Here is a 25999-nt window from a genome sequence, read left to right as displayed (position 1 = left end):
GAGCATGGAAGCAGGTTAAGACTTGCGGAGTGTCTGGCTGACAGATAGTCGTTGATGAGGGCAGTTTTATGGAAAAGAAACACATTTATCTGTTTTGTTCTGCGGGCATGTCTACCTCTTTACTGGTATCAAAAATGCGCGCTCAGGCAGAAAAATATGAAGTTCCGGTCATTATTGAAGCATTTCCGGAAACACTGGCTGGTGAAAAAGGTCAGAATGCCGATGTCGTGTTATTGGGGCCGCAGATTGCTTATATGTTGCCCGAAATCCAGCGTTTGTTACCCAACAAACCGGTTGAAGTAATTGACTCACTGTTATATGGCAAAGTCGATGGTTTAGGCGTGCTTAAGGCTGCAGTTGCAGCAATTAAAAAAGCCGCAGCAAATTAATTTTTAAATTTTCCGTCAAAGAGTTATTTCATAAATCTATACCGCAATATTTTAATTGCGGTTTTTAAGGGTATTTTTCTATGAGTAATGTTATTGCATCGCTTGAAAAGGTACTCCTCCCTTTTGCAGTCAAAATAGGAAAGCAGCCACACGTTAATGCAATCAAAAACGGCTTTATTCGCTTAATGCCGTTAACCCTCGCAGGGGCCATGTTTGTATTAATCAATAACGTTTTTCTGAGCTTTGGGGAGGGGTCGTTTTTTTACTCGTTAGGTATTCGCCTTGATGCCTCAACTATTGAAACACTCAATGGGCTGAAGGGTATTGGCGGCAACGTTTATAACGGAACGTTAGGGATTATGTCTTTAATGACACCGTTCTTTATCGGCATGGCGCTGGCAGAAGAGCGTAAAGTCGATGCACTGGCGGCAGGATTGTTATCCGTTGCGGCATTTATGACCGTCACTCCTTATAGCGTCGGTGAAGCCTATGCGGTCGGCGCAAACTGGTTAGGCGGCGCGAATATTATCTCCGGGATTATTATCGGCCTGGTGGTAGCAGAAATGTTTACCTTTATTGTCCGCCGCAACTGGGTCATTAAATTACCCGACAGCGTACCGACATCGGTATCGCGTTCTTTCTCTGCATTAATTCCCGGCTTTATTATTCTTTCCGTGATGGGGATTATTGCCTGGGCGCTGACTACCTGGGGCACTAACTTCCACCAGATTATTATGGATACCATTTCGACGCCGCTGGCATCGTTGGGTAGCGTGGTTGGCTGGGCCTATGTGATCTTTGTTCCGCTGCTCTGGTTCTTCGGTATTCATGGCGCGCTGGCGTTGACCGCCCTGGACAACGGCATTATGACGCCGTGGGCGCTGGAAAACATCGCCACCTACCAGCAATATGGTTCCGTCGAAGCGGCGCTGGCAGCCGGTAAGACTTTCCATATCTGGGCCAAGCCGATGCTGGACTCCTTTATTTTCCTCGGCGGCAGCGGCGCGACCCTGGGGCTTATTCTGGCCATTTTTATCGCTTCTCGTCGTGCTGATTATCGTCAGGTGGCAAAACTGGCACTGCCGTCAGGCATCTTCCAGATTAACGAACCGATTCTGTTTGGTCTGCCGATTATCATGAATCCGGTAATGTTTATCCCGTTCGTGCTGGTGCAACCAATTCTGGCGGCAATTACCCTGGCGACGTACTACATGGGCATTATCCCGCCGGTGACCAACATTGCGCCGTGGACCATGCCAACCGGTCTGGGAGCCTTCTTTAATACTAACGGTAGCGTCGCCGCATTGCTGGTCGCACTCTTCAACCTTGGTATCGCAACGCTGATTTATCTGCCATTTGTTGTGGTGGCGAACAAAGCGCAGAACGTGATTGATAAAGAAGAGAGTGAAGAAGATATTGCTAACGCCCTGAAATTTTAATCGACACCGGCGCGGGCAACTCGTGCCGGTAAGAATAGAGAGGAACGATGTATGATGGATCTCGAAAACATTCCTGACACGCAAACCGAAGCCGAAGAACTGGAAGAAGTGGTGATGGGGCTTATCATCAACTCCGGACAGGCACGTAGTCTGGCGTATGCCGCGCTGAAGCAGGCGAAGCAGGGCGATTTTGCAGCCGCCAGAACGATGATGGATCAATCGCGGATGGCCTTGAATGAAGCGCATCTGGTACAGACAAAGCTGATTGAAGGCGATCAGGGCGAAGGAAAGATGAAAGTTAGCCTGGTGCTGGTCCACGCGCAGGATCATTTAATGACTTCAATGCTCGCGCGTGAACTGATTAGTGAATTAATTGAGCTTCATGAAAAACTGAAAGCATAAGGAGTCAATGATGCAGCCAGTGATTAACGCGCCGGAAATTGCCACTGCCCGTGAGCAGCAATTATTTAATGGCAAAAATTTCCATGTGTTTATCTACAATAAAACCGAAAGTATTACTGGGTTGCATCAGCATGACTATTATGAATTTACCCTGGTTTTAACCGGTCGTTATTTCCAGGAGATTAACGGCAAGCGTGTGTTGCTGGAACGGGGCGATTTTGTTTTTATTCCGTTAGGATCACACCATCAAAGTTTTTATGAGTTTGGTGCCACGCGCATATTGAACGTTGGGATCAGTAAACATTTTTTTGAACAGCATTATTTACCGTTGTTACCTTATTGCTTTGTTGCTTCACAGGTTTACCGCACTAATAATGCTTTTCTCACTTATGTGGAAACGGTAATTTCTTCATTGAATTTCAGTGAAACCGGGCTGGAAGAATTTGTTGAGATAGTCACTTTTTATGTCATTAACCGTTTACGCCATTACCGCGAAGAACAGGTGATTGATGATGTGCCACAGTGGCTAAAAAATACGGTTGAAAAGATGCATGATAAAGTGCAGTTCAGTGAAAATGCGTTGGAAAACATGGTGACGTTATCGGCTAAATCGCAGGAGTATTTGACGCGTGCGACTCAGCGATACTATGGCAAAACGCCGATGCAGATTATTAATGAAATCCGCATTAACTTTGCCAAAAAACAACTGGAAATGACCAACTATTCTGTGACGGATATTGCATTTGAAGCTGGTTATAGTAGCCCAAGTCTGTTCATTAAAACGTTTAAGAAACTAACGTCTTTTACGCCAAATAGCTATCGTAAGAAATTGACTGAATTTAATCAGTAGCTGTTATCGCTGATCATTAAATTTACATGCGTGCCTTGTTTATCCTGGGGAAACCGGGATATTCCTGACACAGAGGCAGGCATGAAGAATATCAGTATTTCCTGATGAAGGGAGAAATTATGAACCAGAAATTAAAAATCGTCACTATTGGTGGCGGGAGTAGTTATACCCCGGAGTTACTGGAAGGGTTTATTAAGCGTTATCACGAATTGCCGGTTACTGAATTATGGCTGGTGGATGTCGAAGGTGGTAAAGCGAAACTGGATATTATTTTTGAACTCTGTCAGCGCATGATTGATAACGCTGGCGTACCGATAAAGCTTTATAAAACGCTTGATCGTCGTGAGGCGCTGAAAGGGGCTGATTTTGTCACTACCCAACTGCGCGTAGGTCAATTACCGGCACGTGAACTGGATGAACGCATTCCGTTAAGTCATGGCTATCTTGGCCAGGAAACCAACGGTGCGGGAGGCCTGTTTAAAGGTCTGCGCACCATTCCGGTGATTTTCGATATTGTGAACGATGTTGAAGAACTATGTCCGAATGCGTGGGTTATCAACTTTACTAACCCGGCGGGAATGGTCACTGAAGCGGTTTATCGTCACACTGGATTTAAACGCTTTATCGGCGTGTGTAATATTCCTGTGGGTATGAAAATGTTTATCAGCGATGTTTTAGCGTTGAATGAGAGCGATGATTTATCTATCGATCTGTTCGGCCTGAACCATATGGTGTTTATTAAGGATGTGCTGGTAAATGGCAAATCGCGCTTTGCCGAATTGCTCGACGGCGTGGCATCCGGGCAGTTAAAAGCGTCTGGCGTAAAAAACATTTTCGATCTGCCGTTTAGCGAAGGCTTAATCCGTTCGCTGAATCTGTTGCCATGTTCTTATCTGCTTTATTACTTCAAGCAAAAAGAGATGCTGGCGATTGAAATGGGTGAATACTACAAAGGCGGTGCGCGTGCGCAGATAGTGCAGAAAGTCGAGAAACAACTCTTTGAGCTGTATAAAAACCCGGAGCTGAAAGTTAAACCGAAAGAGCTGGAGCAGCGCGGTGGGGCTTATTACTCAGACGCGGCGTGCGAGGTGATTAACGCTATCTACAACGACAAGCAAACGGAACATTACATTAATATCCCGCATCATGGGCATATTGATAATATTCCGACTGACTGGGCGGTAGAAATGACCTGTACGCTGGGTCGCAATGGCGCGACGCCACATCCGCGAATTACCCATTTTGATGACAAAGTCATGGGGCTGATCCACACCATTAAAGGCTTTGAAATTGCCGCCAGCAACGCAGCACTTAGCGGTGAATTTAACGATGTGTTACTGGCGCTAAACCTTAGCCCGTTGGTGCATTCCGATCATGACGCAGAGTTGCTGGCACGTGAGATGATTCTGGCGCACGAGAAGTGGCTACCAAACTTTGCTGACTGTATTGTAGATCTCAAAAAAGCACATTAACCGGGGCTGATTATGGAACGCTTACTGATTGTTAATGCAGATGATTTTGGCTTAAGTAAAGGTCAGAACTACGGCATTATCGAGGCCTGTCGCAACGGGATTGTCACGTCGACGACGGCGCTGGTAAATGGTGAAGCCATCGACCATGCGGTGCAGTTGAGTCGTGATGAGCCGAGCCTGGCCGTCGGGATGCATTTTGTCCTCACCCTGGGCAAGCCGCTAACTGCAATGCCCGGTTTAACCCGCGAAGGCGTGTTGGGGAAATGGATCTGGCAACTGGCAAAAGAAGATGCTTTACCACTGGAGGAAATTGCTCAGGAACTTGCCAGCCAGTATCTGCGTTTCATTGAGCTGTTTGGGCGCAAACCTACCCATCTTGATAGTCATCATCATGTGCATATGTTTCCGCAGATTTTCCCGATTGTGGCCAGGTTTGCCGCTGAAGAGGGGATTGCGTTGCGCATCGATCGTCAGCCAGTATTTAACGATAGTGATTTACCGGCTAAATTGCGCAGTTCGCAGGGCTTCAGTAGCGCATTCTATGGTGAAGAGATCAGCGAGTCCCTGTTCCTGCAAGCGGTGGATGATTCCAGTCATCGCGATGAGCGCTCGCTGGAAGTGATGTGCCATCCGGCGTTTATTGATAATACGATTCGCCAGAGTGCTTACTGTTTTCCACGGTTAACGGAGCTGGAAGTGTTGACATCAGCATCGTTGAAGTATGCCATTGCCGAGCGAGGTTATCGGTTGGGTAGTTATCTTGATGTGTAGGTAATGTTGTTTTGCCGGATGTAGCGTAAATACCTTATCCGGCCAGCAAAGTGTCGCAATTTCAATATATTATGAATTATTACGCTAGACCTGATAAGCACAGTGCATCAGGCAAAGGCGGCGCAACTGCGCCGCCTATATTCAGGCAGGGATTTTGTCAATCTTAGGGATACGTGACCAGACGCGGTGCGCCGCTATCAGAGTCAGTAACTCATTCATAAAATTGCCGTCAGCTCTGTCGGCTTCAACAATCCCTTCTTCACCCTGGTCATCGACCTTGATTGTTGCCTTGAACTTGCGTGCATCTCCCGTCAGGGCTATCGGTTTAAGGTGTTTATAGGCTTCCATCAGGTAGTAGTTTGCGTCGCCGTTGTCTGCGATATCCGCGATATTGCCGCATGGGACAATAACCGCATCAACCGTCAGTGAGGGGGCTCCAGCAAAGGTAGCGGCTATTGGCAATACTGTACCGTCATCTGCTGTCACTTCTCCCATCCGTGAATAAAGCAGTTTGGCATGAACGCCTTTAGCTTTCAGTGCCTTGAGCATTTCCAGAAGGTCTGCCGATCTCACCTCATCATTAAGCAAAATCGCGACCACACGGCCTTTCACATCCCCATCCGGAATGGCATACAGACTTAACGCAGGATCTTTTTTCAGCCCGTTCACGTCCGGTGGTGGCGTAATGTTCAGTTGGTCGTCTGTCAGTGCAATACCGAGATTTTTTGCTACCGCTTGCGCCAGGTTGAGATCGATATGCGCTAGCTGGTCAACAACGCGCTCACGAATATATGGGCGTACAACTTTACTCAACTCAAAGCTGAAAGCATCGATAATATGGCGCTGTTCGAATGGTGTCTGGCTTAACCAGAACAGGCGCGGATGGGAATAATATTCGCCAAACGATGGGCTACGCTCGCGCACCTTATTGCCTTCTACGCGCTCCTGATAGGATTCAAAACCTCCGCGTTTCGGCCCCGGCGGTGTTTCTCGCGGCCAGTTATCGTTGATCGAATTCGGTTCGTAGTTTGCTGGGTTAGTGTCGATTCCCATCCGATGCATGCCGTCACGCTGGTAATTGTGGTACGGGCAGGTTGGGCGGTTAATTGGAATTTCATGGAAATTCGGCCCGCCAAGACGGCTGATTTGTGTGTCGGTGTAGGAGAACAAACGCCCCTGCAACAGCGGATCGTTGGTGAAATCCAGACCGGGGACAATGTGTCCAGGATGGAAAGCCACTTGTTCATTTTCGGCAAAAAAGTTATCCGGGTTACGATTGAGCACCATTTTACCGATGCGCTGAACGGGGACTAACTCTTCCGGGATAAGTTTTGTTGGGTCAAGCAGGTCGAAGTCGAATTTGAATTCATCCTCTTCCGCAATCAACTGGAAGCCAAGTTCATATTCCGGGAAGTCGCCCGCTTCAATCGCTTCCCACAGTTCGCGACGGTGGAAGTCCGGGTCTCGCCCCGTCAGTTTCTGCGCCTCATCCCATACCAGCGAGGCTTTACCTGCCAGTGGTTTCCAGTGGAAACGTACAAAGGTTGCTTTACCTTCGGCGTTAATCAGGCGGAAGGTGTGAATGCCGAAGCCTTCCATTGTGCGATAACTGCGGGGGAGCCCACGGTCTGACATCGCCCACATTACGTTATGCAGGGTTTCAGGTTGCAGGGAAACATAATCCCAGAAAGTGTCGTGGGCGCTGCCTCCCTGTGGGATCGCCCAGTGCGGCTCCGGTTTTACCGCATGAACAAAATCGGGGAATTTGTGTGCATCCTGAATAAAGAAGATCGGCGTGTTGTTGCCAACGAGATCAAAAATACCTTCTTCGGTATAGAACTTGGTGGCGAAACCACGGATATCACGCACGGTATCTGCCGAGCCAGCGCCCCCCTGAACGGTAGAGAAGCGCACAAATACCGGAGTGATTTTGTTCGGATCAGACAGAAAATCGGCTTTGGTGATGTCGCTCAAGTTTTTATACGGCTGGAAATAGCCGTGAGCAGCAGAACCGCGTGCGTGAACAATACGCTCCGGGATGCGTTCGTGGTCAAAGTGAGTGATTTTCTCACGCAGAATAAAATCTTCCAGCAGCGTAGGCCCACGGCTACCGGCACGCAGGGAGTTTTGATCGTCGGCTATGCGTACGCCCTGATTGGTGGTCAGTGCATAATTCTCGCTACCTTTACGCACATCTTCCAGGGAATTTATTTTTTCATTACGCGTATCCGGCGCTTTCAGGCTACCTGGCGCAGTAGGTTGCGCACCAGGCGGGGTCGGTTCAGCCGCTGGACGATGAGAGCCGTCCTCAGGTGCCAGTGAGTCCATCCCGGGTTTCGCTTCGCTCGAATCGTGCAGGGGGGACTGGTGCTGATGTGGGTTCTTTTCGTTATGTTGCGACATTGAACTCGTCTCCTTATTTCATTGCTGAAAGGGCCGCTGTTTTGGTCAAAAAACCTTCTAACTATAGACCACCAGGGGGATCTCGCTCTGGAAGTGGTGCCAGAGAAGGTTTTTGGGAATGTACGCAAAGCAGGACGGACGGGGGCTAAATCGGCTAAACTACAGTTTTTCTGATTTTTAATATGCGTTTAGTGAAGCCAGTAATGAAGAAACCGCTACGTCAGCAAAACCGCCCGATTATTAGCTATGTTCCGCGCACAGAACCCGCGCCGCCAGAACATGCGGTTAAAATGGATTCGTTTCGTGATGTCTGGATACTGCGCGGCAAGTATGTGGCGTTTGTCCTGGTGGGGGAATCATTCTTGCGCTCACCGGCGTTTAGCGTACCGGAGTCGGCCCAGCGTTGGGCAAATCAGGTGCGGCAAGAAAATGAGATCGAAGAATAAATAAACGCCTGTCGGATGACAGGCGTTTTGCGTTATAAACCAGGATTAACGGTGTGCCAGCTCGGCGTCGTCTTCGCTGTCCAGAATGGACTTATCGGTTTGCTTCAGCCACTGGCTGGTCAGCGTACCTGCGGTCATTGAGCCGCTAACGTTCAATGCAGTTCGGCCCATATCGATAAGCGGTTCAACGGAGATTAGCAGAGCCACCAGCGTTACCGGTAAGCCCATTGCTGGCAGAACAATCAACGCGGCGAATGTCGCACCACCACCAACACCTGCAACACCTGCTGAACTCACCGTGACGATACCGACGAGTGTCGCAATCCACACTGGATCCAGTGGGTTAATGCCAACTGTAGGCGCAACCATCACCGCCAGCATTGCCGGATACAAACCAGCACAGCCGTTCTGACCAATGGTCGCACCGAAAGAAGCGGCGAAACTGGCAATGGATTCAGGAACACCCAGACGGCGCGTTTGCGCTTCTACGTTCAGCGGAATAGACGCGGCGCTGGAGCGACTGGTGAAGGCAAACGTCAGTACTGGCCATACTTTACGGAAGTATTTCAGCGGGCTTACGCCGTTAATACCCAGCAGAATGCCATGTACCGCAAACATAATGATAAGACCCAGGTAGGACGCGACAACGAAGCTACCCAGCTTAATGATGTCTTGCAGATTGGAACCGGCAACGACTTTGGTCATCAGCGCAAGCACGCCGTAAGGGGTCAATTGCATGACCAGGCGAACCAGTTTCATCACCCAGCTTTGCAGCGTGTCGATAGCGGTTAAGACGCGTTCACCTTTCGGCGCATCATCTTTCAGCAGTTTTAGCGCGGCGACACCAAGGAAGGCGGCAAAAATTACCACGCTGATAATTGACGTCGGATTGGCACCAGTCAAATCGGCAAACGGGTTTTTCGGAATAAAGGACAGAATGAGTTGCGGAACACTTAAGTCTGCAACTTTACCAACATAGTTGCTTTCGATAGCGTTCAGACGCGCCGTCTCTGCGCCACCCTGAACCAGACCTTCAGCAGTCAGACCAAACAGGTTGGTCACCAGCACACCGACCAGCGCCGCAATCAGCGTGGTAAACAGCAGCGTACCGATGGTCAGAAAACTGATTTTGCCTAACTGAGATGCGTTATGCAGGCGAGCAACCGCGCTCAGAATAGAGGCGAATACTAACGGCATGACGATCATTTGCAGTAGCTGAACATAGCCGTTACCGACAATGTTAAACCACTGTACAGAATCTTTAAGTACCTGGCTGTCAGAACCATAAATGGTGTGCAGAGCAAGGCCAAAGACCACGCCCATCACCAGACCCACCAGCACTTTTTTTGCCAGACTCCACTGTTTGTGGCGAGTCTGGGCCAACGCAAACAGCAGCACAACGAACACCACGATGTTCGCAATTAATGGAAAGTTCATCCCCGTTCTCCTGATCTTATTATTTCTATCACTGTGTAACAGTCATAGTGTTGTCGCAAGATTAACAGAACTGTGAGCTGGTTCTTATATTCAAATGGAATTGCTTATTCCAGAAAGACGGTTTTTGCCGCTTTAATATTCAACCTGATGCTTAATAAGGCGATGAAACTGGATCTGCAAGGTATTGATCATTTCCGATGACCAACGCACGGCACTGTTTTCGGGCAATGAATGGGGCATCCACACCGACCAGACAAATAATGCCATGCAGAGAAAACGTTCCAGTTGATTGCCCTTTTGTGGCACCAGAATTGGCAGGCGGAAGCGCCAGCGACATGGCCAGAGGAGGGGAACGCCAGCCGGTGTCAGCATATCGGCAAGGATATGGCTCAAATAACCCAGCACCATACCTTGCAAAGCATCAGCCGGAATAAACCAGCTTTCCGGAACTTTAAGATAAAAGGTCGCCAGCAACGCAAAGACCGCCAGCAGACTGTGGGTAAATCCACGGTGTCCAAATGCCCGGGCAATGGGTTTTGATATCCACTTTAATCGCTGCCCAAGAAACGATTTTGGGTGGTCGATGTCCGGTAACAGACACGTTAAGATTGCGGAAGGGACAATATGCCACCAGTCACCCTGTGCCAGCACGGGCGTTAGTTCGGCATTTTTGGCAAATACCGCGCAAGCAATAGAAAAAAGAAGGTGACCTTCCGCCGTCATGATAAAACTCACTAAACTGTCGATACGTACAGTATAGGATTTTTATACAGTGCGCGGAAGTGGTGACGGTGTAACTCTTTATCACAAAATGATGATAAATCCGCCAGTTGAATAAAAATTCAGATAAAAAACCAGGGGCAGTGATGACACTGCCCGATTTTTATTAGCCGAGGAGGTCTTCCGCGGTGAGTTCGGTGAGAGATGAAAGCTTCACGTTTGCCAACACAAAACGTGGATCATTTTGCGCTTCTGGCGCAGGAACGACGATGGAACGCATACGGGCTGCTTTAGAGGCGATCATACCGTTTACAGAATCTTCCAGCGCCACGCAGGCCAGCGGATCAATACCCAGTTTTGCTGCGCAGTCGAGATACACTTGCGGGTGCGGTTTGCTGTAAGGCAGTTTTTCTGCGGAGGCGAGGGCATCGAAACTGTCACGTAAGTCAAACATGGTCAGCACTTTTTCCAGCATATGTAACGGCGACGCAGAGGCCAGGCCAACCAATAAACCGTGTTCTTTGCACAGCGCAACGGCCTCACGCACACCAGGCAGTAATGGCCGAGTCTCTTCAACCAGTGAAATGGCACGAGCAATAACCCGTTCTACCACTTCCTGACGACCCGGCCCACGCCACGGTTGCCGGGCGTACCACAGATCAACCACCATATCGATGCGTAAACCTAAGGTGTCCGGTAGCTCGTTACGACGGGAGATGTCCACCCCCAGGCTTGCCATCACATCCAGTTCGGCTCGATCCCATAAAGGTTCAGAGTCGATAAGTAATCCATCCATATCGAAAATTGCAGCAAGAATCTGTCGCGGGGTTGACATTACAACCTCTCCTTTAGAGCATTAAGTGTAAGGTATTAAGCAGTGCTTATGATTAAGCGCCTATCATATCGCCTTTAAAGAATGGGCGAAAACAGATATCTACAGGTAAACTAAGTGAATCGACGCGTCTTAATCAAGGAGAACTCATGACGTATCAACAAGCTGGACGCATTGCTGTTTTGAAAAGGATTTTCGGTTGGGTGATTTTTATACCCGCACTGATCTCTACGCTGATTTCTTTGCTGAAATTTATGAATACCCGGCAGGAAAATCAGGAAGGCATTAATGCGGTCATGCTCGACTTTACCCATGTCATGATCGATATGATGCAGGCGAATACGCCTTTTTTGAATCTGTTCTGGTACAACTCACCGACGCCCAATTTTAATGGCGGTGTGAATATTATGTTCTGGGTGATTTTCATCCTGATATTTGTTGGACTTGCGTTGCAAGACTCCGGTGCCCGTATGAGCCGCCAGGCGCGTTTCTTACGTGAAGGTGTTGAGGATCAACTCATTCTGGAGAAGGCTAAAGGAGACGAGGGGTTAACGCGTGAACAGATTGAGTCACGCATTGTTGTTCCGCACCATACCATTTTCTTGCAGTTTTTTTCACTCTATATCCTGCCGGTCATTTGTATTGCTGCTGGGTATGTGTTTTTTTCTCTGCTTGGGTTTATTTAATCAAAAGGCCGCGCGAAGCGGCCATTATCATCAACTCACATCACGCCGCTAATAATCTATCCAGTGACTGCTGAGCAATAACCAAATGCTGCCCGCCAAACAACCTTGCACGATTAAGTAACGTGTAGAGCTGGTAAATTGGTTGACGTTCGAGGAAATCAGCCGGTAGCGGTGAAACTGACTGATAGCCGTCATAGATTTGCGGCGGTTGTTCAGTGTGCAGCGGCAACATCGCCAGATCGCACTCTCTGTCGCCCCAGTAACAAGCGGGATCGAAGATGTACGGGCCATTCGGACCCAGCGCACAGTTTCCGGACCATAAATCACCGTGTAACAGTGACGGCTGCGGCTGATGTGAGGCCAGACGTTGCTGAATGTGTTCGACGATGGCGTCGATATTGCCGAAGGCGATCCCTTTTTCTGCCGCCAGTTCCAGTTGCCAGCCAATACGTTGTTCAGCAAAAAACGTTGCCCAGCGACGTTGCCAGGTGTTGGGTTGTGGAGTAGTCGAAAGTGCGTTATCGAAATCGAGGCCAAATTGTGGCTGATCACTCCATTGATGCAGGCGCGCAATTTGCTGCCCTAAAATAAATGCGTTATGTGCATCCAACGGGCGAGGCGGGAGATAGTCCATCACCAAAAAACTGTAGTCCCGGTCAGCGCCAACAGCCCAGACTCTGGGCACAGTAACGGTTTTACTGCGTGATAATAATTCCAGTTGATCGGCTTCGGCGGTAAAACCGGAAAGCAGGTCCCTTTCATCACATTTGACGAAAAAATCACGTCCAGCATAGCGCAAATGCCATGCGGCATGGACTTCCCCGCCAGGCAGTTCATTACGCAGTTCGATTTCGCCTTCACCTAACTGCTCGCTCAAAAGACGACTGATTGCCTGCCACATGATGTCTCTCCCATGTTGTCTGCCAGATCATAAAGTTAGCGCAAGAATGCGGTGAAAAAACACGAGCTAACGCACACCACAGACTGATTATTGCCCAAAAACCATTTATTTTCTGTCGCTATACCATTTCTCCCAGGTGGTGATTGTGATTTCCGGGGATTTGCCGGTTGCACTTTGGGTAAGCCCGGCAACCAGCTCTCTTATTTCATCTTCATTTTGAGTACTGATAAGCCCAAAGGTGTTCGTTCCCAGCTCATGGATATTTCCGTCATCATCCGTCATGGTCAGTAAAAAACCGTCGCGTGTCAGAAAGTTATTTAACTCATTAATTTCAGTTAATGTGTCTTCATGCAACATGACGGTAATGACATAACGGACAAGGTCGCCACCGGCCATAATTCACCTCTTTGTTATCACGTGATTTTTTAGCATAGTCGGAGAAACGCGTTGCCGACAGGTTTGTGGTGATTCCCCCAATGTTGGGGGAATATCTCTGTTAGTGGGAAAGGTAAGCGTAAATTTTTTGCGTATCGTCATGGGAGCACAGGCGAGTTCCTTGATTGAGCGTGGCGGCACTACCTGCGGCTACGCCAAAACGAACCATTTCTTCAAGAGGGGCATTTTCCGCCAGCTTCAGCGTCATCGCGCCGACCATGCTGTCACCTGCACCGACGGTACTCTGGCTTTTCACCGGTGGCGGCACTACCTGAATGCAGTTTTCGCTGTCCACTCCCAACGCCCCTTGCGGGCCAAGAGAAACAACAACCCGTTTGGCCTTACCACTATTTACGATTTCCTGCGCGGCTTTGCGCACATCATCTGGCTGGGTGAGTTCGCGATTGACCAGTGCGCTGAGCTCTTTCTGGTTAGGTTTCACCAGTTCGATATTGCCAATGGCCAGTGCCGCGCTTAGTGCATCGCCGGAACTGTCGACAATGCAACGAATCCCTTGTTTTTGTGCAGCGGAGATAAGTTGAGTTAATTTTTCCAGCTTCACACCTGGGGGCAGACTGCCGCTTATGACCAGGATAGCCCCAGATTCAATTTCCAGAACCTGTTCTTCAAGTTGACGAAATTCATCTTCACTTAACGTCGCGCCAGGCATGACAAATCGGTACTGCTCACCCGTAGATTCTACATGTACGTGCAGATTCTGGCGGGTCCAGTCTTTTGCTTCGACAGTGGCGACCGGGACATTTTCATCAGCCAGCAGTGAAACCAGATGTTCGCCGGTTGCGCCGCCAGCCGGGAAGATTGCCGTGGCGCTACCCCCAAGGTGAGCAATGGCGCGGGCGACGTTAATACCGCCGCCACCAGGCTCAAACACCGGGGCGGTACAGCGCAGTTTTCCTTCGGGATAAATTTGCGGGGTAATTGTTGCGCTATCGAGAGAAGGCGCAAGTGTCAACGTATAGATACGTACCATCATTTCCTCCTATAGGCTGATTTCAGTCTGGCACTGAATCAGTGGAAAGTGAAGAAATTAACAATATGATTTATTGGATATTTATATAAAATTAATCGGGTAAAGATATATAAATAAATATCTGTTTTCGCAATGTGCTTATTCAAAAAATGAAATAAGAAGTCATTGCTAAGTTTTTCACTCCTTTTTATAATTTGTTACCTTTCCAGGGACGCTACTCTTTGATCCTCAAGAAAGTTTCCGGGACCGCGATGGTCTCTTTTTTTGTTGTACGGACTTTTAATAAATGAAGCTTTTGAAGACAGTTCCTGCCATCGTTATGTTGGCGGGGGGTATGTTTGCGTCTCTGAATGCAACTGCCGATGATTCCGTTTTTACTGTCATGGACGACCCTGCCAGCGCCAAAAAACCTTTCGAAGGTAATCTGAATGCAGGTTACCTTGCACAATCAGGTAACACGAAAAGTTCTTCACTAACGGCTGATACCACTATGACCTGGTATGGGTATACTACTGCCTGGTCGCTGTGGGGGAACGCCAGCAATACGTCTTCTAATGATGAACGTTCTTCGGAAAAATATGCGGTGGGCGGGCGTAGCCGTTTTAATTTAACTGACTATGACTATTTATTTGGTCAGGCTAGTTGGCTGACAGACCGTTATAACGGTTATCGCGAACGCGATGTGCTGACTGCGGGTTATGGTCGCCAGTTTTTGAATGGTCCGGTACACAGTTTCCGCTTTGAATTCGGTCCTGGCGTGCGTTACGACAAATATACCGACAATGCCAGTGAAACTCAGCCGCTGGGTTATGCTTCCGGGGCTTATGCGTGGCAGTTGACCGACAACGCTAAATTTACCCAAGGTGTTTCCGTCTTTGGCGCGGAAGACACGACGTTAAACTCGGAAAGTGCGCTGAATGTTGCCATCAATGAGCATTTCGGTCTTAAAGTGGCTTACAACGTCACGTGGAACTCTGAACCGCCTGAATCGGCTCCAGAACATACTGACCGCCGAACAACGTTATCGCTGGGATATAAAATGTAACTATTACTGCCGGACTGCGACGTGCGGTCTGGCTTTTACGTTAGCGGATAGAGTCTTACCATTCAGCCCCAAATCATTGCTGCCCAACGCAGTAACAGCATCGCGCCACAGATAGCCAGTAGTACCACCACCATCTTCCAGTGTTTTTTGTCAAAACGTTTTGTCGGCATGCGATTTTCCTGCGTATTTCGAGTAGTCGATAATCGAGTGTAACAAAATGGGCAGGTGTTGCCTGTGTTGATTTATATCATATCGATCATGGTGATTGTCGCTTTGCCCGACAACAAATACCGTGTAAACTGCCAGGCGGTATTATCAGAAAGTGGGTGTAGGTCTGGCATCACCAACCGGTATGCTGTGACATATTTCGCAGAGTGAAGCGGGAATCAACCCAAACCTTTTTGGTAAATTTCATATGAATCTTTGTATGTGATCTTTCGTGTGGGTCACCACTGCAAATAAGGATATAACATGCCTGTTATTACTCTTCCTGATGGCAGCCAACGCCATTACGACCACGCTGTAAGCCCCATGGATGTTGCGCTGGACATTGGTCCAGGTCTGGCGAAAGCCTGTATCGCAGGGCGCGTTAATGGCGAACTGGTAGATGCGTGCGATTTGATTGAAAACGACGCTAAACTGGCGATCATTACCGCTAAAGACGAAGAAGGTCTGGAGATCATTCGTCACTCCTGCGCGCACCTGTTAGGGCACGCAATTAAACAACTTTGGCCGCATACCAAAATGGCAATCGGCCCGGTTATTGACAACGGTTTCTATTATGACGTTGATCTTGACCGCACGTTAACCCAGGAAGATGTCGAAGCACTCGAGAAGCGGATGCATGAGCTTGCTGAGAAAAACTACGACGTCATTAAGAAGAAAGTTAGCTGGCACGAAGCGCGTGAAACGTTTGTTAAACGCGGCGAGAGCTATAAAGTCTCCATCCTGGACGAAAATATTGCCCATGATGACCTGCCGGGTCTCTATTTTCATGAAGAATATGTCGATATGTGCCGCGGTCCGCACGTACCGAACATGCGTTTCTGCCATCACTTCAAACTGATGAAAACGGCAGGGGCTTACTGGCGCGGCGATAGCAACAACAAAATGTTGCAGCGTATTTACGGTACTGCGTGGGCAGACAAAAAAGCCCTCAACGCTTACCTGCAGCGCCTGGAAGAAGCCGCGAAACGCGACCACCGTAAAATCGGTAAGCAGCTTGACCTGTACCATATGCAGGAAGAAGCGCCGGGTATGGTGTTCTGGCACAACGACGGCTGGACAATCTTCCGTGAACTGGAAGTGTTCGTACGTTCTAAACTGAAAGAGTACCAGTATCAGGAAGTAAAAGGTCCGTTCATGATGGACCGCGTCCTGTGGGAAAAAACCGGACACTGGGAAAACTACAAAGATGCGATGTTCACCACGTCTTCAGAGAACCGTGAATACTGCATTAAGCCGATGAACTGCCCGGGTCACGTACAAATTTTCAACCAGGGGCTGAAGTCGTATCGCGATCTGCCGCTGCGTATGGCCGAGTTCGGTAGCTGCCACCGTAACGAGCCGTCAGGTTCTCTGCATGGACTGATGCGTGTACGTGGTTTCACCCAGGATGACGCGCATATCTTCTGTACTGAAGAACAAATTCGCGATGAAGTTAACGGATGTATCCGTTTAGTCTATGATATGTACAGCACTTTTGGCTTCGAGAAAATCGTGGTCAAACTTTCCACTCGTCCTGAAAAACGTATTGGCAGCGACGAAATGTGGGATCGTGCTGAGGCGGACCTGGCAGTTGCGCTGGAAGAAAACAACATCCCGTTTGAATATCAACTGGGTGAAGGCGCTTTCTACGGTCCGAAAATTGAATTTACCCTGTATGACTGCCTCGATCGTGCATGGCAGTGCGGTACGGTACAGCTGGACTTCTCCTTGCCGTCTCGTCTGAGCGCCTCCTATGTGGGCGAAGACAACGAGCGTAAGGTTCCGGTAATGATTCACCGCGCAATTCTGGGGTCTATGGAACGTTTCATCGGTATCCTGACCGAAGAGTTCGCTGGTTTCTTCCCGACCTGGCTTGCGCCGGTTCAGGTTGTTATCATGAACATTACTGATTCGCAGTCTGAATACGTTAACGAATTGACGCAAAAACTATCAAATGCGGGCATTCGTGTTAAAGCAGACTTGAGAAATGAGAAGATTGGCTTTAAAATCCGCGAGCACACTTTGCGTCGCGTCCCGTATATGTTGGTCTGTGGTGATAAAGAGGTGGAATCTGGCAAAGTTGCCGTTCGCACCCGCCGTGGTAAAGACCTGGGAAGCATGGACGTAAATGAAGTGATCGAGAAGCTGCAACAAGAGATTCGCAGCCGCAGTCTTAAACAATTGGAGGAATAAGGTATTAAAGGCGGAAAACGAGTTCAAACGGCGCGCCCTAACCGTATTAATGGCGAAATTCGCGCCCAGGAAGTTCGCTTAACAGGTCTGGAAGGCGAGCAGCTTGGTATTGTGAGTCTGAGAGAAGCTCTGGAGAAAGCTGAAGAAGCCGGAGTAGACTTAGTCGAGATCAGCCCTAACGCCGAGCCGCCGGTTTGTCGTATCATGGATTACGGCAAATTCCTCTATGAAAAGAGCAAGTCTTCTAAGGAACAGAAGAAAAAGCAAAAAGTTATCCAGGTTAAGGAAATTAAATTCCGTCCTGGTACAGATGAAGGCGACTATCAGGTAAAACTCCGCAGCCTGATTCGCTTTCTGGAAGAGGGTGATAAAGCCAAAATCACACTGCGTTTCCGCGGTCGTGAGATGGCGCACCAGCAAATCGGTATGGAAGTGCTTAATCGCGTGAAAGACGATTTGCAAGAACTGGCAGTGGTCGAATCCTTCCCAACGAAGATCGAAGGCCGCCAGATGATCATGGTGCTCGCTCCTAAGAAGAAACAGTAAGGCCATCAAGTAATCATTCCTGTGGGCCTCGGCTCACAGGGTGATTCGCCTTTGTTTCTGTTTATCAACAATGCGAAGTGGAAGTTATTAAAATGCCAAAAATTAAGACCGTACGCGGTGCTGCTAAGCGCTTCAAAAAAACCGGTAAAGGTGGTTTTAAGCACAAGCACGCTAACCTGCGTCATATTCTGACCAAAAAAGCGACCAAACGTAAACGTCACCTGCGTCCGAAAGCCATGGTTTCTAAAGGCGATCTGGGCCTGGTAATCGCGTGCCTGCCGTACGCATAAGCCGTTAACGTTTTTTAACTTTTTAATTAGAATAGATACAGGAGAGCACATATGGCTCGCGTAAAACGTGGTGTTATTGCACGCGCACGTCACAAGAAAATTTTGAAACAAGCTAAAGGCTACTACGGTGCGCGTTCTCGCGTATACCGCGTTGCCTTCCAGGCTGTTATCAAGGCTGGTCAGTATGCTTACCGTGACCGTCGTCAACGTAAGCGTCAGTTCCGTCAACTGTGGATTGCGCGTATCAACGCAGCAGCACGTCAGAACGGTATTTCTTACAGCAAATTCATCAATGGCCTGAAAAAAGCCTCTGTTGAAATCGACCGTAAGATCCTGGCTGACATCGCAGTATTCGACAAAGTAGCGTTCACCGCTCTGGTTGAAAAAGCGAAAGCAGCTCTGGCATAAGCCAGTTGAAAGAGGGAGCTTGTCTCCCTCTTTTCGTTTCAACACTATCAGAACATTGACTTTTATCGTCGTAGCCTTTTCAATAAAGGTCTTTTGAAAAGTTCCAAAAGGTAACGCAAGCAATGAATGCTGCTATTTTCCGCTTCTTTTTTTACTTTAGCACCTGACTCCAGGAGGCTAGCGCGTGAGAAGAGAAACGGAAAACAGCGCCTGAAAGCCTCCCAGTGGAGGCTTTTTTTGTATGCGCGTTCTGAAAAATAAAAAGCCTGTCTCATCAGGCGTAATTGTCGCAGTCAGTTTGGACACGGCCAGCGCGGAGAAACCGGAGCGTACTTAAGTACGTGAGGATTTCGAGCACTGTCCGGGACAAAATGGCAAGTAAAATAGCCTGATGGGATAGGCTCTAAGTCCAACGAACCAGTGTCACCACCGACACAATGAGGAAAACCATGTCACATCTCGCAGAACTGGTTGCCAGTGCGAAGGCGGCCATTAGCCAGGCGTCAGATGTTGCCGCGTTAGACAATGTGCGCGTCGAATATTTGGGTAAAAAAGGGCACTTGACCCTTCAGATGACGACCCTGCGTGAGCTGCCGCCAGAAGAGCGTCCGGCAGCCGGTGCGGTTATCAACGAAGCAAAAGAGCAGGTGCAGCAGGCGCTGAATGCGCGTAAAGCCGAGCTGGAAAGCGCGGCGTTGAATGCGCGTCTGGCAGCAGAAACTATTGATGTCTCCTTGCCGGGGCGTCGTATTGAAAACGGCGGTCTGCATCCGGTGACCCGTACTATCGACCGTATCGAAAGTTTCTTCGGTGAGCTTGGCTTTACCGTGGCTACCGGGCCGGAAATCGAAGACGATTATCATAACTTTGATGCTCTGAACATTCCAGGTCACCACCCGGCGCGCGCTGACCACGACACTTTCTGGTTTGATGCTACTCGCCTGCTGCGTACCCAGACGTCTGGCGTACAGATCCGCACCATGAAAGCCCAGCAGCCACCGATTCGTATCATCGCACCTGGCCGTGTTTATCGTAACGACTACGACCAGACTCACACACCGATGTTCCATCAGATGGAAGGCCTGATTGTTGACACCAACATCAGCTTTACCAACCTGAAAGGCACACTGCACGACTTCCTGCGTAACTTCTTTGAAGAAGATTTGCAGATCCGCTTCCGTCCTTCCTACTTCCCGTTCACCGAACCGTCTGCAGAAGTGGACGTTATGGGTAAAAACGGCAAATGGTTGGAAGTGCTGGGTTGCGGCATGGTGCATCCAAATGTGCTGCGTAACGTCGGTATCGACCCGGAAGTTTACTCCGGTTTTGCCTTTGGGATGGGGATGGAGCGCCTGACTATGTTGCGTTACGGCGTCACCGACCTGCGTTCATTCTTCGAAAACGATCTGCGTTTCCTCAAACAGTTTAAATAAGGCAGGAATAGATTATGAAATTCAGTGAACTGTGGTTACGCGAATGGGTGAACCCAGCGATTGATAGCGATGCGCTGGCGAATCAAATCACTATGGCGGGTCTGGAAGTTGACGGTGTAGAACCGGTTGCCGGTAGCTTCCATGGCGTGGTTGTTGGTGAAGTAGTTGAGTGCGCACAGCATCCAAACGCTGACAAACTGCGAGTGACGAAAGTCAACGTTGGTGGTGATCGCCTGCTGGATATTGTCTGTGGCGCACCAAACTGCCGTCAGGGCCTGCGTGTGGCGGTAGCGACCATTGGTGCTGTTCTGCCGGGTGATTTTAAAATTAAAGCGGCGAAACTGCGTGGCGAACCGTCTGAAGGGATGCTGTGCTCTTTCTCCGAGCTGGGCATTTCTGACGATCATAACGGCATTATTGAACTGCCAGCGGATGCGCCGATTGGTACTGACATTCGTGAATACCTGAAACTCGATGATAACACTATCGAAATCAGCGTTACGCCAAACCGTGCCGACTGTTTAGGCATCATTGGTGTTGCGCGCGACGTTGCTGTGCTGAACCAGTTGCCGCTGGTTGAACCGGAAATCATTCCGGTTGGTGCAACCATTGACGATACGTTGCCGATTGCAGTAGAAGCGCCTGAAGCCTGCCCGCGTTATCTTGGTCGCGTCGTAAAAGGCATTAACGTTAAAGCCCCAACTCCGCTGTGGATGAAAGAAAAACTGCGTCGCTGCGGCATTCGTTCTATCGATGCGGTCGTTGACGTGACCAACTACGTGCTCCTTGAACTGGGTCAACCGATGCACGCTTTCGATAAAGATCGCATTGAAGGCGGTATTGTGGTGCGGATGGCGAAAGAGGGTGAAACGCTGGTGTTGCTCGATGGCACTGAAGCGAAGCTGAATGCTGACACTCTGGTTATTGCTGACCACAACAAGGCACTGGCAATGGGTGGCATCTTCGGCGGCGAACATTCTGGCGTAAATGAAGAAACGCAAAACGTTTTGCTGGAATGCGCTTTCTTCAGCCCGCTGTCTATCACCGGTCGTGCTCGTCGTCATGGCCTGCATACCGATGCGTCTCACCGTTACGAGCGTGGTGTTGATCCGGCACTGCAGCATAAAGCAATGGAACGTGCGACTCGTCTGCTGATTGACATTTGCGGCGGTGAAGCAGGTCCGGTTATCGATATCACCAACGAAGCAACGCTGCCGAAGCGTGCGACTATCACTTTACGTCGCAGCAAACTGGATCGCCTGATCGGCCATCATATTGCCGATGAGCAGGTTACCGACATTCTGCGTCGCCTCGGCTGCAAAGTGACCGAAGGTAAGGACGAGTGGCAGGCAGTTGCGCCGAGCTGGCGTTTCGACATGGAGATTGAAGAGGATCTGGTCGAAGAGGTCGCTCGTGTTTATGGCTACAACAACATTCCGGACGAGCCGGTGCAGGCGAGCCTGATTATGGGCACTCACCGCGAAGCTGACCTGTCGCTCAAGCGTGTGAAAACGCTTCTCAACGACAAAGGCTATCAGGAAGTGATCACCTACAGCTTCGTGGATCCGAAAGTTCAGCAGATGATCCACCCGGGTGCAGAAGCGTTACTGCTGCCAAGTCCGATCTCGGTTGAAATGTCAGCAATGCGCCTTTCTTTGTGGACTGGCCTGCTGGCAACGGTAGTGTACAACCAGAACCGTCAGCAAAACCGTGTGCGTATTTTCGAAAGTGGTTTGCGTTTTGTTCCGGACACCCAGGCACCATTGGGCATTCGTCAGGATCTGATGTTAGCTGGTGTTATTTGCGGTAACCGTTATGAAGAGCACTGGAACCTGGCAAAAGAGACCGTTGATTTCTATGATTTGAAAGGTGATCTGGAATCCGTTCTCGACCTGACTGGTAAACTGAATGAGGTTGAGTTCCGTGCAGAAGCGAATCCGGCGCTGCATCCTGGACAATCCGCAGCGATTTATCTGAAAGGTGAACGCATTGGTTTTGTTGGGGTTGTTCATCCTGAACTGGAACGTAAACTGGATCTCAACGGTCGCACTCTGGTGTTCGAACTGGAGTGGAGCAAGCTCGCAGACCGCGTGGTGCCTCAAGCGCGCGAGATTTCTCGCTTCCCGGCGAACCGTCGCGACATCGCGGTTGTGGTCGCAGAAAACGTTCCCGCTGCGGATATTTTATCCGAATGTAAGAAAGTTGGCGTAAATCAGGTAGTTGGCGTAAACTTATTTGACGTGTACCGCGGTAAGGGTGTTGCGGAGGGGTATAAGAGCCTCGCCATAAGCCTGATCCTGCAAGATACCAGCCGTACACTCGAAGAAGAGGAGATTGCCGCTACCGTCGCCAAATGTGTAGAGGCATTAAAAGAGCGATTCCAGGCATCATTGAGGGATTGAACCTATGGCGCTTACAAAAGCTGAAATGTCAGAATATCTGTTTGATAAGCTTGGGCTTAGCAAGCGGGATGCCAAAGAACTGGTTGAACTGTTTTTCGAAGAGATCCGTCGCGCTCTGGAAAACGGCGAGCAGGTAAAACTCTCTGGCTTTGGTAACTTCGATCTGCGTGATAAGAATCAACGTCCGGGACGTAACCCGAAAACGGGCGAAGATATTCCCATTACAGCACGGCGCGTGGTGACCTTCAGACCAGGGCAGAAGTTAAAAAGCCGGGTCGAAAACGCTTCGCCCAAAGACGAGTAATCTGATCTAACTAAAAAGGCCGCTCTGCGGCCTTTTTTCTTTTCACTCCCGCTGAGTCACCGTAAAATCAACAGCATTATTCTGAAGCTGAACGGATATCATGCTGACACTTGCCCGCCAACAACAGCGACAAAATGTACGCTGGTTATTTACCTTGTCAGCATTAATGCTGCTGGCGCTTCTTTTAAGCCTTTGTGCTGGTGAACAATGGATCTCGCCAGATGACTGGTTTACCCCCCGAGGCGAGCTTTTTATCTGGCAAATACGTCTTCCGCGCACGCTGGCTGTGCTATTGGTTGGAGCGGCGCTGGCATTGTCCGGTGCAGTGATGCAGGCGTTATTTGAAAACCCATTGGCAGAACCCGGGCTACTCGGCGTCTCTAACGGTGCAGGTGTGGGGCTTATTGCTGCTGTATTGCTGGGGCAAGGGCAATTACCTGAGTGGGCGCTGGGACTTTGTGCTATTGCTGGTGCGCTCATTATCACTTTAATTCTCTTACGTTTTGCTCGTCGTCATCTTTCGACCAGCCGATTATTGCTGGCGGGGGTTGCATTAGGGATTATCTGTAGTGCATTAATGACGTGGGCCATCTACTTTTCCACTTCTGTTGATTTACGGCAGTTGATGTATTGGATGATGGGCGGCTTTGGCGGCGTTGAGTGGCGGCAAAGTTGGTTGATGCTGGCGTTGATTCCCGTGCTGCTGTGGGTCTGCTGCCAGTCCAGACCGATGAATATGTTAGCGCTTGGTGAGATCCCGGCGCGACAGTTAGGTTTGCCTCTGTGGTTCTGGCGCAATGTGCTGGTGGCCGCGACCGGCTGGATGGTCGGCGTCAGTGTGGCGCTTGCTGGTGCTATCGGATTTATTGGGTTGGTGATCCCGCATATTCTGCGGCTGTGCGGGTTAACCGATCATCGTGTATTGCTTCCCGGCTGTGCGTTGGCGGGAGCTACCGCATTGCTTCTCGCTGATATTGTCGCTCGCCTGGCGCTGGTTTCCGCCGAGTTGCCCATTGGTGTGGTCACCGCAACCCTGGGAGCGCCGGTGTTTATCTGGTTATTGTTAAAAGCAGGGCGTTAGCCGCAAAAGACGGTCTATGATTAAAAGCTAAGATTTTTACTGACCTCATCCAGGAGACACGATGCAAGATTCCATACTGACCACCGTAGTGAAGACGATTGACGGTGAAGTGACCACGCTGGAGAAATATGCCGGTAATGTGCTACTGATTGTCAATGTCGCCTCAAAGTGTGGCTTAACGCCGCAATATGAACAGTTAGAGAACATTCAGAAAGCTTGGGCCGATCGTGGTTTTATAGTATTGGGATTTCCGTGCAACCAGTTTCTTGAGCAAGAGCCGGGCAGCGATGAAGAAATTAAAACTTACTGTACAACGACCTGGGGTGTGACGTTCCCGATGTTCAGTAAGGTTGAAGTTAATGGCGAAGGTCGTCATCCGCTGTACCAAAAATTGATTGCCGCAGCGCCGACCGCCGTTGCGCCGGAAGAAAGCGGATTCTATACGCGCCTGGCCAGTAAGGGGTGGGCACCACTGTATCCTGATGATATTTTATGGAATTTTGAAAAATTCTTAGTGGGCAGGGATGGTAAGGTTATCCAGCGTTTTTCCCCGGATATGACGCCGGAAGATCCTATTGTGATGGAAAGCATTAAACTGGCGTTGGCGAAATAATGTCTATTGTGATGCAGTTACAGGATGTTGCGGAATCAACCCGCCTGGGGCCGCTTTCTGGCGAAGTCCGGGCAGGGGAGATCCTGCATCTGGTGGGGCCGAACGGCGCAGGCAAGAGTACGTTGCTGGCGCGGATGGCCGGAATGACCAGCGGTATGGGAAACATTCAGTTTGCTGGCCAGCCACTGGAAGCATGGTCCGCGGCGAAGCTCGCGCTGCATCGTGCTTACCTTTCGCAGCAACAAACGCCGCCATTTGCTATGCCGGTATGGCATTACCTGACCATGCATCAGCATGATAAAACGCGTACTGACCTGCTAAATGATGTTGCCGGGGCGCTGGCCCTTGATGACAAGCTCGGACGTAACACGAATCAACTTTCCGGCGGTGAATGGCAACGAGTGCGTCTTGCTGCGGTGGTACTGCAAATCACGCCGCAAGCCAATCCTGATGGTCAATTGCTGCTTCTCGATGAACCCATGAACAGCCTTGATGTTGCCCAGCAAAGTGCGTTAGACAAAATTCTGAGCGCGCTGTGCCAGCAAGGACTGGCGATAGTGATGAGCAGTCACGATCTCAATCACACATTGCGTCACGCGCATCGGGCCTGGTTACTTAAACAAGGGAAACTGTTAGCCAGTGGACGCCGGGATGAAGTTTTGACGCCGCCGAACCTGGCCCAGGCTTACGGGATGAATTTCCGCCGTCTGGACATTGAAGGACACAGAATGCTGATTTCGACTGCCTGATAGCAATAGCATCTTGAAAATCGGGTAATTTCGACGCTAAATTAATGCAAGAATAAAAAACAGAGGATTCGTACGGAATGCGTTTCTGCCTTATTTTAATCACAGCACTGTTTCTGGTTGGGTGTAGCCATCACAAAGCGCCGCCGCCAAATGCCAGACTTTCTGACTCTATTACCGTCATTGCCGGTTTGAACGATCAACTACAAAGCTGGCATGGCACACCTTATCGTTATGGCGGCATGAGTCGTCGTGGGGTGGACTGCTCAGGCTTTGTGGTCGTAACGATGCGCGATCGTTTCGATTTGCAGTTGCCGCGTGAAACAAAGCAGCAGGCCTCTATCGGTACTCAAATTGATAAAGAAGAGTTGCTGCCAGGCGATCTGGTTTTTTTCAAAACTGGCTCCGGGCAAAATGGTTTACATGTGGGTATTTATGATACCAACAACCAATTTATTCATGCTTCTACCAGCAAAGGGGTGATGCGCTCTTCCCTTGATAATGTCTACTGGCAGAAAAATTTCTGGCAAGCAAGACGGATCTAGTATGTCAAAAAG

29 protein-coding genes and 1 other annotated feature are annotated in these 25999 nt (G+C 49.5%); of the genes, 21 read left to right on the top strand and 8 right to left on the bottom strand.

Annotated elements, in window-relative coordinates; all coding sequences use genetic code 11:
* Positions 1-68: 68 nt before the first annotated feature.
* The 6 genes from chbB (at position 69) to chbG (ending at position 5323) form a co-directional block, all read left to right on the top strand.
* On the top strand, positions 69-389 hold the full coding sequence (gene chbB, locus BEA93_RS03155; RefSeq protein ID WP_000412169.1) for a PTS N,N'-diacetylchitobiose transporter subunit IIB: 321 nt from the start codon (positions 69-71) through the stop codon (positions 387-389).
* A gap of 80 nt (positions 390-469) precedes the next feature.
* Positions 470-1828: a PTS N,N'-diacetylchitobiose transporter subunit IIC gene (gene chbC / locus BEA93_RS03150; RefSeq protein WP_016248655.1), complete on the top strand. Its 1359-nt coding sequence runs from the start codon at positions 470-472 to the stop codon at positions 1826-1828.
* A 51-nt stretch (positions 1829-1879) separates the two neighbouring features.
* Positions 1880-2230 (top strand): PTS N,N'-diacetylchitobiose transporter subunit IIA, encoded by a 351-nt coding sequence (gene chbA / locus BEA93_RS03145; protein WP_001516303.1) that lies wholly within the window; start codon positions 1880-1882, stop codon positions 2228-2230.
* Positions 2231-2237: 7 nt separating this feature from the next.
* Positions 2238-3080, top strand: a complete 843-nt coding sequence (chbR, locus tag BEA93_RS03140; protein WP_072274912.1) for a transcriptional regulator ChbR — start codon at positions 2238-2240, stop codon at positions 3078-3080.
* Positions 3081-3199: 119 nt separating this feature from the next.
* Entirely contained in the window at positions 3200-4552 is a 1353-nt protein-coding gene (celF, locus tag BEA93_RS03135; protein ID WP_001072165.1) for a 6-phospho-beta-glucosidase, read from the top strand.
* Positions 4553-4564: 12 nt separating this feature from the next.
* A complete protein-coding gene (gene chbG / locus BEA93_RS03130) occupies positions 4565-5323 on the top strand; it encodes a chitin disaccharide deacetylase (RefSeq protein WP_105224312.1) in 759 nt (252 codons plus the stop codon).
* Positions 5324-5464: 141 nt separating this feature from the next.
* Here chbG and katE read toward each other — a convergent pair whose 3' ends face one another.
* Entirely contained in the window at positions 5465-7726 is a 2262-nt protein-coding gene (gene katE / locus BEA93_RS03125; RefSeq protein ID WP_001516306.1) for a catalase HPII, read from the bottom strand.
* A 182-nt stretch (positions 7727-7908) separates the two neighbouring features.
* On the opposite strand from katE, the gene cedA reads away from it, so the two are divergent.
* Positions 7909-8172 carry a cell division activator CedA gene (gene cedA / locus BEA93_RS03120; RefSeq protein WP_001241549.1) on the top strand — a complete coding sequence of 88 codons (264 nt, stop codon included), beginning with the start codon at positions 7909-7911 and terminating at the stop codon, positions 8170-8172.
* Between the two features lie 45 nt (positions 8173-8217).
* Here the strand turns inward: cedA and tcyP are convergent, their stop codons facing one another.
* The 3 genes from tcyP to hxpB form a co-directional block, all read right to left on the bottom strand.
* Positions 8218-9609, bottom strand: coding sequence for a cystine/sulfocysteine:cation symporter (tcyP, locus tag BEA93_RS03115; RefSeq protein ID WP_016261973.1), 1392 nt, complete (start codon positions 9607-9609; stop codon positions 8218-8220).
* A 132-nt stretch (positions 9610-9741) separates the two neighbouring features.
* Positions 9742-10332, bottom strand: a complete 591-nt coding sequence (locus tag BEA93_RS03110; protein WP_001516308.1) for a metal-dependent hydrolase — start codon at positions 10330-10332, stop codon at positions 9742-9744.
* A gap of 163 nt (positions 10333-10495) precedes the next feature.
* Positions 10496-11164: a hexitol phosphatase HxpB gene (gene hxpB, locus BEA93_RS03105; RefSeq protein ID WP_000106844.1), complete on the bottom strand. Its 669-nt coding sequence runs from the start codon at positions 11162-11164 to the stop codon at positions 10496-10498.
* A 146-nt stretch (positions 11165-11310) separates the two neighbouring features.
* Between hxpB and BEA93_RS03100 the strand changes: the two genes are divergently transcribed.
* Entirely contained in the window at positions 11311-11847 is a 537-nt protein-coding gene (locus tag BEA93_RS03100; RefSeq protein ID WP_000222161.1) for a YniB family protein, read from the top strand.
* A gap of 40 nt (positions 11848-11887) precedes the next feature.
* Here BEA93_RS03100 and BEA93_RS03095 read toward each other — a convergent pair whose 3' ends face one another.
* The 3 genes from BEA93_RS03095 to pfkB all read right to left on the bottom strand — a co-directional run bounded on the left by BEA93_RS03095 (position 11888) and on the right by pfkB (position 14174).
* Entirely contained in the window at positions 11888-12748 is an 861-nt protein-coding gene (locus BEA93_RS03095) for a fructosamine kinase family protein (RefSeq protein WP_000267664.1), read from the bottom strand.
* 105 nt (positions 12749-12853) lie between these two features.
* Positions 12854-13144 (bottom strand): type V toxin-antitoxin system endoribonuclease antitoxin GhoS, encoded by a 291-nt coding sequence (gene ghoS / locus BEA93_RS03090; RefSeq protein ID WP_000896961.1) that lies wholly within the window; start codon positions 13142-13144, stop codon positions 12854-12856.
* Between the two features lie 100 nt (positions 13145-13244).
* A complete protein-coding gene (gene pfkB / locus BEA93_RS03085) occupies positions 13245-14174 on the bottom strand; it encodes a 6-phosphofructokinase II (protein ID WP_000251744.1) in 930 nt (309 codons plus the stop codon).
* Positions 14175-14460: 286 nt separating this feature from the next.
* Between pfkB and BEA93_RS03080 the strand changes: the two genes are divergently transcribed.
* Positions 14461-15219 (top strand): DUF481 domain-containing protein, encoded by a 759-nt coding sequence (locus BEA93_RS03080; protein ID WP_016261976.1) that lies wholly within the window; start codon positions 14461-14463, stop codon positions 15217-15219.
* Between the two features lie 62 nt (positions 15220-15281).
* Here BEA93_RS03080 and yniD read toward each other — a convergent pair whose 3' ends face one another.
* On the bottom strand, positions 15282-15389 hold the full coding sequence (yniD, locus tag BEA93_RS03075; RefSeq protein WP_001142445.1) for a small membrane protein YniD: 108 nt from the start codon (positions 15387-15389) through the stop codon (positions 15282-15284).
* A gap of 301 nt (positions 15390-15690) precedes the next feature.
* Between yniD and thrS the strand changes: the two genes are divergently transcribed.
* From thrS to BEA93_RS03015, 12 genes are all read left to right on the top strand, one after another.
* Positions 15691-17619, top strand: a complete 1929-nt coding sequence (gene thrS / locus BEA93_RS03070; RefSeq protein ID WP_001144185.1) for a threonine--tRNA ligase — start codon at positions 15691-15693, stop codon at positions 17617-17619.
* Positions 17620-17622: 3 nt separating this feature from the next.
* Entirely contained in the window at positions 17623-18165 is a 543-nt protein-coding gene (infC, locus tag BEA93_RS03065; protein WP_001700733.1) for a translation initiation factor IF-3, read from the top strand.
* 92 nt (positions 18166-18257) lie between these two features.
* The gene (gene rpmI, locus BEA93_RS03060; RefSeq protein WP_001124225.1) at positions 18258-18455 is read left to right on the top strand and encodes a 50S ribosomal protein L35; all 198 of its coding nucleotides are present in this window, start codon (positions 18258-18260) and stop codon (positions 18453-18455) included.
* 51 nt (positions 18456-18506) lie between these two features.
* Positions 18507-18863: a 50S ribosomal protein L20 gene (rplT, locus tag BEA93_RS03055; protein ID WP_000124850.1), complete on the top strand. Its 357-nt coding sequence runs from the start codon at positions 18507-18509 to the stop codon at positions 18861-18863.
* 116 nt (positions 18864-18979) lie between these two features.
* Positions 18980-19104, top strand: a sequence feature (Phe leader region).
* Complete coding sequence (gene pheM / locus BEA93_RS03050) at positions 18986-19030, top strand: pheST operon leader peptide PheM (RefSeq protein ID WP_001386830.1); 45 nt, start codon at positions 18986-18988, stop codon at positions 19028-19030. (Overlaps the previous feature by 45 nt.)
* Before the next feature lie 208 nt (positions 19105-19312).
* Complete coding sequence (gene pheS, locus BEA93_RS03045) at positions 19313-20296, top strand: phenylalanine--tRNA ligase subunit alpha (protein WP_000018588.1); 984 nt, start codon at positions 19313-19315, stop codon at positions 20294-20296.
* A 14-nt stretch (positions 20297-20310) separates the two neighbouring features.
* The gene (pheT, locus tag BEA93_RS03040) at positions 20311-22698 is read left to right on the top strand and encodes a phenylalanine--tRNA ligase subunit beta (protein ID WP_000672317.1); all 2388 of its coding nucleotides are present in this window, start codon (positions 20311-20313) and stop codon (positions 22696-22698) included.
* A 4-nt stretch (positions 22699-22702) separates the two neighbouring features.
* Positions 22703-23002 carry an integration host factor subunit alpha gene (gene ihfA, locus BEA93_RS03035; RefSeq protein WP_001229265.1) on the top strand — a complete coding sequence of 100 codons (300 nt, stop codon included), beginning with the start codon at positions 22703-22705 and terminating at the stop codon, positions 23000-23002.
* Positions 23003-23102: 100 nt separating this feature from the next.
* Positions 23103-24083 carry a vitamin B12 ABC transporter permease BtuC gene (btuC, locus tag BEA93_RS03030; RefSeq protein WP_000956546.1) on the top strand — a complete coding sequence of 327 codons (981 nt, stop codon included), beginning with the start codon at positions 23103-23105 and terminating at the stop codon, positions 24081-24083.
* A 61-nt stretch (positions 24084-24144) separates the two neighbouring features.
* Complete coding sequence (btuE, locus tag BEA93_RS03025) at positions 24145-24696, top strand: bifunctional thioredoxin/glutathione peroxidase (protein ID WP_105224313.1); 552 nt, start codon at positions 24145-24147, stop codon at positions 24694-24696.
* Entirely contained in the window at positions 24696-25445 is a 750-nt protein-coding gene (gene btuD, locus BEA93_RS03020) for a vitamin B12 ABC transporter ATP-binding protein BtuD (RefSeq protein ID WP_000029478.1), read from the top strand. Before btuE ends, btuD begins: the two co-directional genes overlap by 1 nt.
* Positions 25446-25522: 77 nt before the next feature.
* Positions 25523-25987 carry a C40 family peptidase gene (locus tag BEA93_RS03015; protein WP_001209789.1) on the top strand — a complete coding sequence of 155 codons (465 nt, stop codon included), beginning with the start codon at positions 25523-25525 and terminating at the stop codon, positions 25985-25987.
* The last annotated feature ends 12 nt before the right edge of the window (positions 25988-25999 follow it).

It is taken from the genome of Escherichia sp. MOD1-EC5950 (assembly GCF_002965345.1).
In the GTDB taxonomy this organism is placed as follows: domain Bacteria; phylum Pseudomonadota; class Gammaproteobacteria; order Enterobacterales; family Enterobacteriaceae; genus Escherichia; species Escherichia marmotae.
The sequence above is the reverse complement of the archived record's forward strand: the minus strand, read 5'-3'. Positions and strand labels throughout refer to the sequence as shown.

Excerpts from the sequence above, each read along its gene's own strand:
- pfkB (WP_000251744.1), bottom strand. The coding sequence starts at position 14,174 with ATGGTACGTATCTATACGTTGACACTTGCGCCTTCTCTCGATAGCGCA.
- cedA (WP_001241549.1), top strand. The coding sequence starts at position 7,909 with ATGCGTTTAGTGAAGCCAGTAATGAAGAAACCGCTACGTCAGCAAAAC.
- ihfA (WP_001229265.1), top strand. The coding sequence starts at position 22,703 with ATGGCGCTTACAAAAGCTGAAATGTCAGAATATCTGTTTGATAAGCTT.
- thrS (WP_001144185.1), top strand. The coding sequence starts at position 15,691 with ATGCCTGTTATTACTCTTCCTGATGGCAGCCAACGCCATTACGACCAC.
- yniD (WP_001142445.1), bottom strand. The coding sequence starts at position 15,389 with ATGCCGACAAAACGTTTTGACAAAAAACACTGGAAGATGGTGGTGGTA.
- BEA93_RS03100 (WP_000222161.1), top strand. The coding sequence starts at position 11,311 with ATGACGTATCAACAAGCTGGACGCATTGCTGTTTTGAAAAGGATTTTC.
- btuC (WP_000956546.1), top strand. The coding sequence starts at position 23,103 with ATGCTGACACTTGCCCGCCAACAACAGCGACAAAATGTACGCTGGTTA.
- BEA93_RS03015 (WP_001209789.1), top strand. The coding sequence starts at position 25,523 with ATGCGTTTCTGCCTTATTTTAATCACAGCACTGTTTCTGGTTGGGTGT.
- pheT (WP_000672317.1), top strand. The coding sequence starts at position 20,311 with ATGAAATTCAGTGAACTGTGGTTACGCGAATGGGTGAACCCAGCGATT.
- chbG (WP_105224312.1), top strand. The coding sequence starts at position 4,565 with ATGGAACGCTTACTGATTGTTAATGCAGATGATTTTGGCTTAAGTAAA.
- rplT (WP_000124850.1), top strand. The coding sequence starts at position 18,507 with ATGGCTCGCGTAAAACGTGGTGTTATTGCACGCGCACGTCACAAGAAA.
- BEA93_RS03080 (WP_016261976.1), top strand. The coding sequence starts at position 14,461 with ATGAAGCTTTTGAAGACAGTTCCTGCCATCGTTATGTTGGCGGGGGGT.
- chbC (WP_016248655.1), top strand. The coding sequence starts at position 470 with ATGAGTAATGTTATTGCATCGCTTGAAAAGGTACTCCTCCCTTTTGCA.
- pheS (WP_000018588.1), top strand. The coding sequence starts at position 19,313 with ATGTCACATCTCGCAGAACTGGTTGCCAGTGCGAAGGCGGCCATTAGC.
- celF (WP_001072165.1), top strand. The coding sequence starts at position 3,200 with ATGAACCAGAAATTAAAAATCGTCACTATTGGTGGCGGGAGTAGTTAT.
- katE (WP_001516306.1), bottom strand. The coding sequence starts at position 7,726 with ATGTCGCAACATAACGAAAAGAACCCACATCAGCACCAGTCCCCCCTG.
- BEA93_RS03110 (WP_001516308.1), bottom strand. The coding sequence starts at position 10,332 with ATGACGGCGGAAGGTCACCTTCTTTTTTCTATTGCTTGCGCGGTATTT.
- btuD (WP_000029478.1), top strand. The coding sequence starts at position 24,696 with ATGTCTATTGTGATGCAGTTACAGGATGTTGCGGAATCAACCCGCCTG.
- btuE (WP_105224313.1), top strand. The coding sequence starts at position 24,145 with ATGCAAGATTCCATACTGACCACCGTAGTGAAGACGATTGACGGTGAA.
- chbB (WP_000412169.1), top strand. The coding sequence starts at position 69 with ATGGAAAAGAAACACATTTATCTGTTTTGTTCTGCGGGCATGTCTACC.
- rpmI (WP_001124225.1), top strand. The coding sequence starts at position 18,258 with ATGCCAAAAATTAAGACCGTACGCGGTGCTGCTAAGCGCTTCAAAAAA.
- tcyP (WP_016261973.1), bottom strand. The coding sequence starts at position 9,609 with ATGAACTTTCCATTAATTGCGAACATCGTGGTGTTCGTTGTGCTGCTG.
- chbA (WP_001516303.1), top strand. The coding sequence starts at position 1,880 with ATGATGGATCTCGAAAACATTCCTGACACGCAAACCGAAGCCGAAGAA.
- BEA93_RS03095 (WP_000267664.1), bottom strand. The coding sequence starts at position 12,748 with ATGTGGCAGGCAATCAGTCGTCTTTTGAGCGAGCAGTTAGGTGAAGGC.
- hxpB (WP_000106844.1), bottom strand. The coding sequence starts at position 11,164 with ATGTCAACCCCGCGACAGATTCTTGCTGCAATTTTCGATATGGATGGA.
- ghoS (WP_000896961.1), bottom strand. The coding sequence starts at position 13,144 with ATGGCCGGTGGCGACCTTGTCCGTTATGTCATTACCGTCATGTTGCAT.
- chbR (WP_072274912.1), top strand. The coding sequence starts at position 2,238 with ATGATGCAGCCAGTGATTAACGCGCCGGAAATTGCCACTGCCCGTGAG.